Genomic DNA, 12,379 nt, shown 5'->3' on the forward strand with positions numbered 1-12,379 from the left:
CCGGAAGGCACCATGCACGACGACATCCCCCTCACCACCGGCCGAGCCCGACGCGTCCTCGACGAGCGGATCCGACCTGCGGTGCACGCCACGGCGACGCCACTCGAGACCGCGTGGCACGAGCTGCCCGGCGAGCCGATCCCGCCCGCGGAGGGGCTCGCGCTGACGTTCGAGCCGTACGAGGTCGGGACGACCTGGGGTGCCGCGTGGGGGACGACGTGGTTCCGGCTGTCCGGGACGGTGCCGGTCGAGTGGGCCGGTCGGCGGGTGGAGGCCGTGATCGACCTCGGCTTCGACATCAACATGCCGGGGTTCCAGTGCGAGGGGCTCGTGTACCTCGCCGACGGCACCCCGGTGAAGTCGATCAACCCAAGGAACCAGTGGGTGCTCGTCGCGGAGGAGGCCGTCGGCGGAGCGACCGTCGAGTTCTTCGTCGAGGCGGCGTCGAACCCGGTGCTGCTCGACTACCACCCCTTCCTCGTCACGCACGAGGGCGACATCCAGACCTCGTCGTCGAAGCGGCTGTACACGAGCCGCCGGATGGACCTCGCCGTCTTCGAGTCCGAGGTACACGAGCTCGCACTCGACATCGACGTGCTCCTCGAACTCCAGGCGGAGCTGCCGGAGGGCCCGAGGCGCATGCGCATCCTGCAGGCGCTCGACGACGCGCTCGACGCCCTCGACCTGCAGCACATCGCGGCAACGGCGCCCGATGCCCGCGCGGCGCTCGCCGATGTGCTCGCCTCGCCCGCAGAGGCATCTGCGCACCGGATCTCCGCCGTCGGGCACGCACACATCGACTCCGCATGGCTCTGGCCGGTGCGGGAGACCATCCGGAAGGTCGCGCGGACCTCGTCCACGATGACGGAGCTCATCGACCAGACCGACGACTTCCTCTACGGCATGTCCAGCGCGCAGCAGTACGCCTGGATCAAGGAACACCGGCCTGAGGTCTACGCCAGGGTCAAGGACGCCGTCGCCGCCGGACGCTTCCTGCCGCTCGGCGGGATGTGGGTCGAATCCGACACGGTGATGCCGACCGGGGAGAGCATCGTCCGGCAGTTCACGCAGGGACAGCGGTTCTTCGAGCGTGAGTTCGGCATCCGCCCGAAGGGCGTGTGGCTGCCGGACAGCTTCGGGTACTCGCCGGCTCTGCCGCAGCTGATGCGCCGCGCGGGCTTCGAGTGGTTCTTCACGCAGAAGATCTCGTGGAACCAGGTGAACAAGTTCCCGCACCACACGTTCCTGTGGGAGGGCATCGACGGATCGCGGGTGTTCTCGCACTTCCCGTCGATGGACACGTACAACTCGCGGCTGTCCGGGTCCGAGGTCGCCAAGGCATCGCGGCAGTTCCGGGAGAACCGGCTGGCGTCGGGGTCGATCGCCCCGGTGGGCTGGGGCGACGGCGGCGGTGGGACCACGCGTGAGATGACCGGTACCGCTGCGCGACTGGCCGACCTCGAGGGGAGCGCCCGCGTGACGTGGGAGCATCCCGACGTGTTCTTCGACCGGGCGAAGGCCGAACTGCCCGATCCGCCGGTGTGGGTGGGGGAGCTCTACCTCGAGCTGCACCGTGCCACGCTGACCAGCCAGCACCAGACCAAGCAGGGCAACCGTCGGAGCGAGCACCTGCTCGTGGAGGCTGAGCTGTGGGCCGCGACCGCCGCCGCCCGGACCGACTTCGTCTACCCGTACGACGAACTCGACGCGCTCTGGCAGCAGGTGCTCCTCCAGCAGTTCCACGACATCCTCCCCGGCACGTCGATCGCGTGGGTCCACCGCGAGGCGGTGGCGAAGTACGCGGAGGTCGCGGACCGCCTGGAGGCCCTCATCGCCGCCGCCCTGTCGGCGCTCGTCGGTGCCGGGGACCGGACCGTCGTGGCCAACCCGGCCCCGAGCCTCCAGTACGGCGCCTCCGCGCTCGGCGCGACGCTCGCCGCGGACGTCACCGTCGCGGCCCCGGTCGCCCTCGACGCGGTCGACGGCGGGTTCGTGCTCACGAACGACCTGGTGCGCGTCGTCGTCGACGCCAGGGGGCTCGTCACCAGCGCGGCCGACCGCAGCACCGGACGAGAGGCGATCGCACCGGGACAGGCGGCGAACCTGCTCCAGCTCCACCAGGACTTCCCGAACATGTGGGACGCGTGGGACGTCGACCGGTACTACCGGAACCGGGTCGAAGACCTCGACGAGGTGACCGGGCTCACCGGCTCGGTCGACGCGGACGGCACCGCCCGCGTCGTGGTGGAGCGGGCGTTCAGCGCGTCGACGCTGACGCAGGAGATCACCCTCGCGCCGGGATCGCGCACCCTGGAGATCGACCAGACGACCGACTGGCACGAGACCGAGAAGTTCCTCAAGGTCGCCTTCCCGCTCGACGTCCGCGCCGAGCACACCGTCGCCGAGACCCAGTTCGGCGCGCAGAAGCGTGCGACGCACACGAACACCTCGTGGGAGGCCGCGAAGTTCGAGACCTCGATGCACCGCTACGCGCTCGTCGAGGAGCCCGGGTTCGGGGTCGCCCTGGTCAACGACTCCATCCACGGGTTCGACACCACCCGCGACGCCGTCGACGGGCACGTCACCACCACGGTCCGGCTCTCGCTCCTCCGCGCGCCGCGGTTCCCCGACCCGGAGACCGACCAGGGTGTGCAGACGCACCGGTTCGGGCTCGTCATCGGGACCGACATCGCAGGGGCCACGACCGCCGGGACGCTCATGAACACGGCGTCGCGCACCGTCACGGGCGACCGTGGCTTCGCGCCCCTCGTGCAGGTGTCCGGCGACGTCGTGGTGTCGAGCGTGAAGCTCGCCGACGACCGCTCCGGCGACCTCGTCGTGCGGGTGTACGAGCCTGCGGGCCGCCGGGGGACCGGTTCGATCGCCGTCGACGGGCCCTTCGGCGACCCCGTCGAGGTCTCGCTGCTCGAGGAGCCTCTGCCCGAGGGCTCCGCACACACGTCCTCGATCGACGCGGCGTTCGCCGTGGACGCGTTCGAGGTGCGCACGTTCCGCTTCGCGCGGAGCTGAACAACGTCGGCGGCGACCGCCGTCGCGACACTCGAAGAGGAGTGACATGAAGAAGTCGATGAAGTTCGGGATCGTGGCGGCGCTCGCCGCGATGGTGGCGGCACCGCTCGTGCCGACCGCAGCGACGGCGGCGCCTGCGGGGGGTGCCACTCCGGCTGCTGCTGCGACCAAGAGCGGGCCGACGAGCATCGCCTACGTCGAGGTCAACAACGACCAGCTGTCGAACGTCGGGCGGTACACGCTGTCCAACGGGGCGAACGCGTTCGACGTGGCGATCATCTTCGCCGCGAACATCAACTGGAACGGCTCGAAGGCCGTGCTGTACAACAACGACAAGGTCCAGGCGACGCTCGACGCCGCGGCGACGCAGATCAAGCCGCTGCAGGCGAAGGGGATCAAGGTCTCGCTGTCGATCCTCGGCAACCACCAGGGAGCCGGGATCGCGAACTTCCCCTCGCAGGCAGCAGCACAGGACTTCGCGTCCCAGGTCGCCGCCACGGTCACGAAGTACGGGCTCGACGGGGTCGACCTCGACGACGAGTACTCCGACTACGGCACGAACGGCACCCCGCAGCCGAACGACCAGTCCATCGGGTGGCTCATCACCGCGTTGCGCGCGGACATGCCCGGCAAGCTGATCTCGTTCTACGACATCGGCCCGGCGTCGTCGTCGCTGTCGAAGGCGAGCAGCACCATCGGGTCGAAGCTGGACTACGCGTGGAACCCCTACTACGGCACGTACTCGGCGCCCTCGATCCCCGGCCTCGGGAAGAGCTCGCTGTCGGCCGCCGCGGTCGACATCCAGAACACACCGCAGTCCACCGCGGTGTCGCTCGCACAGCGCACGAAGTCGGACGGCTACGGCGTCTTCATGACGTACAACCTGCCTGGAGAGGACAAGAGCGGGTACGTGTCGTCGTTCACGAACGTGCTCTACGGACAGGCGGCGGTCTACAAGTAGGGGCCGAGACCGACGGTGCTCGGTGGCCCTCCCGCCGAGCACCGTCGCGCTGCCGTAGCGTTCTCGCATGGATTCCGGGATGGATGCCGTGACGTGGGCGCGGTCGGCGCTCGACGAGCTGGGCATCGACGTGCTCGGCGTCGAGGAGGTGCACCGGCGCGCGTGGAGCACCGTCTGGCGCGTGACCACCGGCGACGGCGACCTGTTCCTGAAGTCCGCGCCGGAGGGCGTCTCACCCGAGCCGGCGCTCCTCGACGTGCTCGCGCTGCACGGGGTCCCGCACGTGCAGCGTCCCGTCGCCGTCGAGGGGACCTTCGTCCTGCTGCCGGACGGCGGCCCGATCGTCCGCGATGCCGAGGACCGCGAGACCGTGTGGCGTGCGGTGATGCGGCACTACGCCGAGCTGCAGTGGGCGACCGAGCCCGCGGCAGCCGAGGACCTGGTGCGCGCCGGCGTGCCAGACCTCCGGCTCCCGGTGCTCCCCGACGTCACAGCCGAGGTCGTCGCACGGTGGACACCGGAACACCCGGCCGTGCTCGCGCGACTCCGGGACGCCGCGGCCGAGCTCGACGAGCTGCTGCCGATGGCCACGATCGAGCACAGCGACCTGCACGACGGCAACGCGTTCGTGCGGGACGCCGTGCCGTTCGACTGGGGTGATGCCTGCGTGTCGCACCCGTTCCTCAGCCTGCTCGTCGCCGGGCAGGAGGACGTGCCCGGAGCCGTCGACGCGTACCTCGAGACGTTCTTCGGTGAGCCTGGAGTCGCCGAGGATCCCGACGTGCAGCACATCGTGGCGCTGGCGAAGACGGTCGGCGTCGTGCCGCGGGCACTGAGCTGGCAGCGGGCGATCGACGCCGCCGGCGACGCGATGCCCGACGAGTACCGCGATGCCCCGCGGCAGTGGCTCCTGACCCTCGACGAGCCGGACCGCTGACCGGTTCTCCACAGATCGCCCGCGAGCCCCCATCCGTGTCGCGGCACTCCCTACCGTCAGAAGCGGAGGAGAGGTGGGGCATGGTCGATCGACCGCGGCATCCGAAGAAGGAGATCGAACGCTTCATGCGGATCGCGGAATCACACGGATGGCGATTCGTGAAGGGAAAGAAGTACTACAAGGGGTACTGCGGCTGCGGTGCGCACCTGCACACCGTCCACCTCACGCCCTCGAGTTCGCGCTACCTCGCCAACCTCGAGCACCGAACGACCCGCCTAGACTGCTGGTGACTGGAGGCCACGATGACGAGCTACTTCCTGCGTCTCGAGTGCGAAGCACTCGGCGCTGACGCCGAGCAGGTCCGGGCCGACTTCGAAGCATCCGCCGAAGCGCTGTACGAGATGGACGGCGTCTTCGACCAGGACGTCGAAGCGGATCTGTCGCGGAAGACCCTGACCTTCTCGCTCGGCGTCACGTCATCGAGCGAAGTTCGCGCGCTCGAGACCGCGATCACTGCTGTTCGAACGGCGTTGCACGCTGCGGGCGGCGGGACACCGGGCTGGGAAGACCACTACCGGATGCTGCGCCAGGAGATCGAGTCGGACTCCCTGGGGCACGTCCCCGCTTAGCGTCGGCGCAGTGCCGGTTCGGCTCGGTTCGGTTCGGTTCGTGGAGGGGATGACGGGAATCGAGATTCGGCGCAGTGCCGGTTCGGTTCGCCTTGTGGAGGGGATGACGGGAATCGAACCCGCGTAGCCAGTTTGGAAGACTGGGGCTCTACCATTGAGCTACATCCCCGCGCCTGCGCACGAAGCGCAGCCCCACCACTGTAGCGGACGAACACACCCCTCATGGTCCTCTTGCCACCGGACGAGTCGTCCCAGCGCACGATCAAGCGTTCCCGCGTGCTCTCCTACGTCCTGGTGGCGCTCGCCGCGGTGGTCCTGTCGCTCCGCCCTGACCTGTTCGGCGACCCGCAGACCCAGCCGGCGCACGCGCTCCTGCACGTCTGGCGGATCGTCCTCGGCATCGTCCTGGCGGTCGCCGCACTCGGGGTACAGGTCCTCGTCGGCGTGCGCTGGCGACGGAGTCTGCGCACAGACTCCCGAGCTCCCGGGAACCGCGGACCACATCCCCGCTAGACTCATCGGCGTCGCGTGCGCCCCTTCGGCGTGCGCGAGCACCCTGGCTCAGACAAACGGGGCGTAGCTCAGCTTGGTAGAGCGCCCGCTTTGGGAGCGGGAGGTCGCAGGTTCGAATCCTGTCGCCCCGACCAGGACACATCACCGCCAACCATCAGGAGAACCCCCCTTGGCCAACAGCACCGTCGACAAGGTGAGCGAGACCCGCGTCAAGCTCACGGTGAACGTGACGCCGGAAGAGCTCAAGCCGAGCATCGACCACGCGTACAAGCACATCGCCGAGCAGATCAACATCCCCGGCTTCCGCAAGGGCAAGGTCCCGCCGGCGATCGTCGACCAGCGTGTCGGCCGCGGCGAGGTCCTGAACCACGCCGTCGGCGACGCGATCGACACCTTCTACCGCCAGGCGGTCGAAGAGCAGGAGCTCCGCATCCTCGGCCGTGCCGAGGCGGACGTCGCCGAGCTCCCGAACGTCAAGGACTTCACCGGCGACCTCGTCCTCACCTTCGAGGTGGACGTGCGTCCGGAGTTCGACCTCCCCGACTACAGCTCCTACGAGCTGACGGTCGACGCGGTCGAGGTCTCCGACGACGAGATCGAAGAGGAGCTGCAGAACCTGCGCACCCGCTTCGGCACGCTCGTCACGGTCGACCGTCCGGCGACCAAGGGTGACTTCGCCCAGATCGACCTGACCGCGACCATCGGCGACGACGAGGTCGACTCGGCCACGGGCGTGTCCTACGAGCTCGGCTCGGGCGACCTGCTCGAGGGCATCGACGAGGCGCTCGAGTCCCTCACCGCCGGTGAGTCCACCACGTTCGAGTCCACGCTCGTCGGTGGCGACCGCGAGGGCGAGACCGCACAGATCGCCGTGACCGTCACCGCCGTCAAGGAGCGCGAGCTGCCCGAGGCCGACGACGAGTTCGCGCAGATCGCGTCGCAGTTCGACACCATCGAGGAGCTCAAGGGCGACCTCAAGGAGCAGATCGCGAAGTCCAAGACCTTCGGTCAGGGCGCAGCGGCTCGCGACAAGCTCGTCGAGAAGCTCCTCGAGGACGTCGAGATCCCGATCTCGGAGAAGCTCATCGAGGACGAGGTGCACCGTCACCTCGAGCAGGAGAACCGCCTCGAGGACGACGAGCACCGCAAGGAGGTCGCCGAGTCCAGCGAGACCGCCTTCCGCTCGCAGATCCTCCTCGACTCCATCGCCGAGAAGGAGTCGATCCAGGTCTCGCAGGAAGAACTCACGCAGTACCTGATCCAGGCCGCCGCGCAGTACGGCATGGAGCCGGGTGAGTTCATCAAGGTCATCGACCAGAACGGGCAGATCCCCGGCATGGTCGGCGAGGTCGCTCGCTCGAAGGCCGTCGCGACGGTCCTCTCCAAGGTGACCGTCAAGGACACCGAGGGCAACGACGTCGACCTCTCCGCCTTCACCGCGGGTGTCGCGCAGGAGCCGGCCACGGCCGACGCCGAGTAGTCCGGCTCGACGCGACCAGCGTCATGAACAGGAGGCGCGGTGCCAGCTGGCACCGCGCCTCCTGTGCGTTTCCGGCCACCCGCATTGCCGACAGCGAACAGGCGCGAACTGATGCGTTGCAACCGATAAGTTCGACATCAAGCGACAACTGAACGGGAGCTTTTCCATGGCCGAAGCGACACTGAACCCCAGTGTTTTTGACCGCCTTCTGAGAGACCGGATCGTGTGGCTCGGCTCCGAGGTCCGCGACGACAACTCGAACGAGATCGCAGCCAAGCTGCTGCTGCTCGCCGCCGAGGACCCTGAGAAGGACATCTACCTCTACATCAACTCGCCCGGTGGTTCGATCACCGCCGGCATGGCGATCTACGACACGATGCAGTTCGTGCCGAACGACATCGTCACGGTGGGCATCGGCCTCGCCGCCTCGATGGGGCAGTTCCTGCTCTCGTCGGGCACGCCGGGCAAGCGCTACATCACCCCGAACGCGCGCGTGCTGCTGCACCAGCCGTCCGGTGGCTTCGGCGGTACCGCCGCGGACATCCAGACGCAGGCGAAGGTCATCCTCGACATGAAGCAGCGGATGGCCGAACTGACCGCCGAGCAGACCGGCAAGACGGTCGAACAGGTCCTCAAGGACAACGACCGCGACAACTGGTTCACGGCGCAGGAAGCGCTCGACTACGGCTTCGTCGACCATCTCCGCGCGTCCAGCGCCGAGGTCATCGGCGGCGGCGGGACCGTCAGCGACGGCGAGACCCCCACCGCGGCAGCCGACCCCGACGCCCAGTCCTGATCCCCACCGAAGAAAAGGAAACGAGAATGCATCTCCCCATGCTCGGTGGCGCGCAGAACGTCCCGGCTCCCACTGATCGGTACATCCTCCCGAGCTTCGAAGAGCGCACGGCCTACGGCTACAAGCGGCAGGACCCGTACGCGAAGCTGTTCGAGGACCGCATCGTGTTCCTCGGCGTCCAGGTCGACGACGCGTCGGCCGACGACGTCATGGCCCAGCTGCTCGTGCTCGAGTCGATGGACCCGGACCGCGACATCGTGATGTACATCAACTCGCCCGGTGGCTCGTTCACCGCGATGACGGCGATCTACGACACGATGCAGTACATCCGTCCGCAGATCCAGACGGTCTGCCTCGGTCAGGCCGCGTCGGCGGCGTCGGTGCTCCTCGCTGCCGGTACCCCCGGCAAGCGTCTGGCCCTGCCGAACGCCCGTGTCCTCATCCACCAGCCCGCGACCCAGCAGGGTGGCGGCCAGGCGTCGGACATCGAGATCCAGGCGGCGGAGATCCTCCGCATGCGCACCTGGCTCGAGGAGACGCTGTCGAAGCACTCCAACAAGACGCCGGAGCAGGTCAACAGCGACATCGAGCGCGACAAGATCATGTCTGCGGCCGAGGCCGTCGAGTACGGCCTGATCGACCAGGTCCTGACGAGCCGGAAGAACCTCCCCGCACTCGTCAAGTAGCGAACGAAGAGGGCCCCCGCACCGACTGGTGCGGGGGCCCTCTTGCGTGCGCGGGGTGTGCCGGGGCCCGGTGCTCCCGAGACCCACCGAACGGCCACGACACGCCGCTGGTTGGGTGCCGAGTGGTCGGGAAGTGTCGCCCGGCGGGCTGTCGAGCGACGGGCTTCGACCGGTCGGCGGAGCTGAGCGGGGTGTTGTGACCAGTCAGGAGGCCGGGCATCGTCGGGCCGGGCAGCGTCGCGTCAGGCGTCAGGCGTCAGGGGTCAGGGGTCAGGGGTCAGGGCGTCGGGCGTCGGGCACCAGGCGTCGGGCGCGGGCGTCAGGCGTCGGGCACCAGGCGTCGGGCGCCAGGGGTCAGTCGTCGTCGTCGGTGGGGGCTGGGCGGCGACGGAGGAGGAGCAGGACGGCGACGACTGCGGCGACGAGCACCAGGCCGCCGGCGCCGATCCAGATCGCGTCGGACATCGGGGAGTCCGTCGTGCCGGATGCGGTGCCCGTGGTGTCCGACGAGCTCGACGACCCGGCGGTCGCGCAGGTCGGCGGCTTCGCGGAGCCCTTCGCCGGCGTGAACCCCGAGGGTGCCTTCCACGTGAACGCGTACTCGTCGGAGACGGTGTGGCCGTCGGCGGAGACGATCTGCCACTCGACCTCGTACTTGCCGGAGGCACCGAGCGCGGCCTTCGTGGTCATCGACGGGCCGTCGACCGCGACGCAGCCGTCCTCGTAGTAGCGCTTGTCCGGCCCGACGATCCGGAAGGCGAAGCCGGACCCGGTGCCACCGATGTCGAGCAGCTTGTCGTTCGTGGTGATCTCGAACGCGTCCGGCAGGGACGTCAGCGTGCCGTCGACCTTCGGTGTCGACGCGGTCATGTAGTTGTGCGCGCTCGCCGGACCGGCGAGCCCGAGGACCGCGCCGCCCGCGATCGCGACGGACGCCGCGGTGCCGGCCACGAGCCTCCAGGCCCGGGACCGGCCACCTGCCGGACGGACGGTCGTCACTTGGCGCTGCGGCGTCGGGTCGCGGCGACGGCGATCACGAGGCCGGCCGCGCCGACGACGAGTCCGCCGAGCCCGAGGAACCGGCCGACGAGGTCGGGCTGGGACGTCGTCGAGGTGCTCGCTGTGGTGGCGTCGTCGGTGGCTGCGGCAGCGTGGTGGTCGTCGTCATCGGTCGAGGCGGCGGTCAGGGTGATCGAGGGCGCGGGGTGCTCCGGCTCGGCTTGGCCCGCCTTCTGCTCCTGGTCCCACTCGGTCGACCCCTGCTCGCAGGTCTGGGTGACGGGGATCGCGACGACGTCGCCCGGCTTGCCGTCCGGCAGTGAGAACGACAGCGAGAAGGTGTCGCGCTCGTCCGCGGGGAGCGGGGTCTTCGCGGTGTAGGTGATGCTCGTGACGCGCTCACCGGCGTCGGCGGCGGTCTCGTCGTCTGCGGAGGCGGAGGGGCTCGTGTAGGGCTCGGTCGCCTTCGTGATGTCCCAGTTCGGGTTCACGGTCGGCGTGACCTCGATCACCGAGGACGGCACGTGGAACTGCAGCTTCGTCGTGGGGGAGCCGTCGCAGCCGTGCGGGACGGAGAAGGTCGCGGTCGTGTACGAACCCGCGGCGGACGACGTGCTCGTCGCCTCGACGTGGGCGCTGGCGGACGCCGCGGTGCCGAGGACGATCGCGGCGGCGACGCCGAGGGTCACTGCGCCACCGGCGGCGAGACGCTTCTGCATGGGGTTCCTTCCGGATGGTGTTCTACAACTTGTAGAGAAGACTGCATCACCGTAGCAGCACTGCACGCCCTGGGCGAACGCGCGCCCGGAAACGCGCACGGCGTCGCCGTCAGTGTCACTGGATGCGGTTAGGCTCGACAACACGACGACCTCGTGCACGCGAGCAGTGGTGCTCGTCGACTGCAGTGCACGTCGACTGCAGCGCACGTCAACCAGGGAAGGCCGGAGCATGGCACGCATCGGAGAGAGCGGGGACCTCCTCAAGTGCTCCTTCTGTGGCAAGAGCCAGAAGCAGGTGCAGCAGTTGATCGCCGGTCCCGGCGTGTACATCTGCGACGAATGCGTCGAGCTCTGCAACGAGATCATCGAAGAGCGTCTCGCTGAAGCGAGCGACGAGACCGGCAGCGGCGAGTTCGAGCTCCCGAAGCCGCGCGAGATCTTCGACTTCCTGCAGGAGTACGTCATCGGGCAGGACCCGGCGAAGCGTGCCCTGGCGGTCGCCGTCTACAACCACTACAAGCGCATCCGTGCGCAGGGGCAGATCACGGCCGCCGAAGACCGCGACGACGTCGAGATCGCCAAGTCCAACATCCTGCTGATCGGCCCCACGGGCTGCGGTAAGACGTACCTGGCACAGACGCTGGCCAAGCGGCTCAACGTGCCGTTCGCCGTCGCGGACGCCACCGCACTGACCGAGGCGGGCTACGTCGGCGAAGACGTCGAGAACATCCTGCTCAAGCTCATCCAGGCCGCCGACTACGACGTCAAGCGCGCCGAGACCGGCATCATCTACATCGACGAGGTCGACAAGATCGCCCGCAAGGCCGAGAACCCGTCGATCACGCGCGACGTGTCCGGCGAAGGCGTGCAGCAGGCGCTGCTCAAGATCCTCGAGGGGACGGTTGCCTCCGTCCCGCCGCAGGGTGGTCGGAAGCACCCGCACCAGGAGTTCATCCAGATCGACACGACGAACGTGCTGTTCATCGTCGCCGGTGCGTTCGCGGGTCTCGAAGAGATCGTGTCCTCAAGGGTCGGCAAGCGGGGGATCGGCTTCGGCGCCCCGCTGCACAGCCCGCTCGACCAGCAGGACCTCTTCGCCGACGTCCTGCCGGAAGACCTGCACAAGTTCGGGCTCATCCCGGAGTTCATCGGGCGTCTGCCCGTCGTCACCACGGTGTCGCAGCTCGACCAGTCGGCGCTCATGCAGATCCTGACGGAGCCGAAGAACGCGCTCGTCCGGCAGTACCAGCGGATGTTCCAGATCGACGGGGTCGAGCTCGAGTTCGACCAGGGTGCGCTCGAGGCCATCGCGGACCTCGCGGTGCTCCGCCAGACCGGTGCACGTGGGCTCCGAGCGATCATGGAAGAAGTGCTCGGGCCGATCATGTTCGACGTGCCCTCCGACGACGACGTCGCACGCGTGGTCGTCACGCGGGAGTCGGTGCTCGAGAACGCGGCGCCGACGATCGTCCCGCGGCCGAGGACCAAGCGCGTCGAGAAGTCCGCGTAGGGGAATCCGCTTCGCAACAGGGCCCGCACCGTCTCGGTGCGGGCCCTGTTGGCGTGCGGGGTGTCCCTGCGCGCGGGTGTTCCCGCGGGGGCGCGCGGCGTTCCCCTACGCGCGTTCCT

At 68.8% G+C, this 12,379-nt stretch carries 11 protein-coding genes and 2 tRNA genes; 10 read left to right on the forward strand and 3 right to left on the reverse strand.

All coding sequences use genetic code 11. The annotated features are described in order from the left end of the window. The first annotated feature begins 12 nt into the window (after window positions 1-12). The 4 genes from AAEP80_RS08855 to AAEP80_RS08870 all read left to right on the forward strand — a co-directional run bounded on the left by AAEP80_RS08855 (window position 13) and on the right by AAEP80_RS08870 (window position 5,557). Window positions 13-3,030, forward strand: coding sequence for an alpha-mannosidase (locus AAEP80_RS08855; RefSeq protein WP_420366753.1), 3,018 nt, complete (start codon window positions 13-15; stop codon window positions 3,028-3,030). A gap of 46 nt (window positions 3,031-3,076) precedes the next feature. After that, entirely contained in the window at window positions 3,077-3,991 is a 915-nt protein-coding gene (locus tag AAEP80_RS08860) for an endo-beta-N-acetylglucosaminidase H (protein WP_420366754.1), read from the forward strand. 67 nt (window positions 3,992-4,058) lie between these two features. After that, on the forward strand, window positions 4,059-4,928 hold the full coding sequence (locus AAEP80_RS08865; RefSeq protein WP_420366755.1) for an aminoglycoside phosphotransferase family protein: 870 nt from the start codon (window positions 4,059-4,061) through the stop codon (window positions 4,926-4,928). A 302-nt stretch (window positions 4,929-5,230) separates the two neighbouring features. Next, window positions 5,231-5,557, forward strand: a complete 327-nt coding sequence (locus tag AAEP80_RS08870; RefSeq protein ID WP_420366756.1) for a hypothetical protein — start codon at window positions 5,231-5,233, stop codon at window positions 5,555-5,557. A gap of 95 nt (window positions 5,558-5,652) precedes the next feature. On the opposite strand, the gene AAEP80_RS08875 is transcribed toward AAEP80_RS08870, so the two are convergent. Continuing rightward, window positions 5,653-5,726, reverse strand: a tRNA-Gly gene (locus AAEP80_RS08875). Window positions 5,727-5,779: 53 nt separating this feature from the next. Here AAEP80_RS08875 and AAEP80_RS08880 point away from each other — a divergent pair. The 5 genes from AAEP80_RS08880 (at window position 5,780) to AAEP80_RS08900 (ending at window position 9,032) form a co-directional block, all read left to right on the forward strand. After that, the gene (locus tag AAEP80_RS08880) at window positions 5,780-6,070 is read left to right on the forward strand and encodes a hypothetical protein (RefSeq protein WP_420366757.1); all 291 of its coding nucleotides are present in this window, start codon (window positions 5,780-5,782) and stop codon (window positions 6,068-6,070) included. Window positions 6,071-6,127: 57 nt separating this feature from the next. Next, a tRNA-Pro gene (locus tag AAEP80_RS08885) sits at window positions 6,128-6,204 on the forward strand. Between the two features lie 35 nt (window positions 6,205-6,239). After that, complete coding sequence (tig, locus tag AAEP80_RS08890; RefSeq protein ID WP_402729224.1) at window positions 6,240-7,550, forward strand: trigger factor; 1,311 nt, start codon at window positions 6,240-6,242, stop codon at window positions 7,548-7,550. Window positions 7,551-7,716: 166 nt separating this feature from the next. Continuing rightward, window positions 7,717-8,346 carry an ATP-dependent Clp protease proteolytic subunit gene (locus tag AAEP80_RS08895; protein ID WP_281267357.1) on the forward strand — a complete coding sequence of 210 codons (630 nt, stop codon included), beginning with the start codon at window positions 7,717-7,719 and terminating at the stop codon, window positions 8,344-8,346. Between the two features lie 26 nt (window positions 8,347-8,372). Next, window positions 8,373-9,032: an ATP-dependent Clp protease proteolytic subunit gene (locus tag AAEP80_RS08900; RefSeq protein WP_281267358.1), complete on the forward strand. Its 660-nt coding sequence runs from the start codon at window positions 8,373-8,375 to the stop codon at window positions 9,030-9,032. A gap of 354 nt (window positions 9,033-9,386) precedes the next feature. On the opposite strand, the gene AAEP80_RS08905 is transcribed toward AAEP80_RS08900, so the two are convergent. Both AAEP80_RS08905 and AAEP80_RS08910 read right to left on the reverse strand, forming a co-directional pair. Further along, window positions 9,387-10,031, reverse strand: a complete 645-nt coding sequence (locus AAEP80_RS08905; protein ID WP_420366758.1) for a copper resistance CopC family protein — start codon at window positions 10,029-10,031, stop codon at window positions 9,387-9,389. Further along, entirely contained in the window at window positions 10,028-10,750 is a 723-nt protein-coding gene (locus AAEP80_RS08910) for a YcnI family protein (protein WP_420366759.1), read from the reverse strand. The genes AAEP80_RS08905 and AAEP80_RS08910 overlap by 4 nt, the downstream gene beginning before the upstream one ends. 229 nt (window positions 10,751-10,979) lie before the next feature. Here AAEP80_RS08910 and clpX point away from each other — a divergent pair, with 229 nt between their 5' ends. Next, window positions 10,980-12,260, forward strand: coding sequence for an ATP-dependent Clp protease ATP-binding subunit ClpX (gene clpX / locus AAEP80_RS08915; RefSeq protein ID WP_281267361.1), 1,281 nt, complete (start codon window positions 10,980-10,982; stop codon window positions 12,258-12,260). Window positions 12,261-12,379 lie beyond the last annotated feature (119 nt).

Origin of the sequence: Curtobacterium sp. L3-7 (assembly GCF_048756585.1) — a bacterium.
GTDB lineage: Bacteria > Actinomycetota > Actinomycetes > Actinomycetales > Microbacteriaceae > Curtobacterium.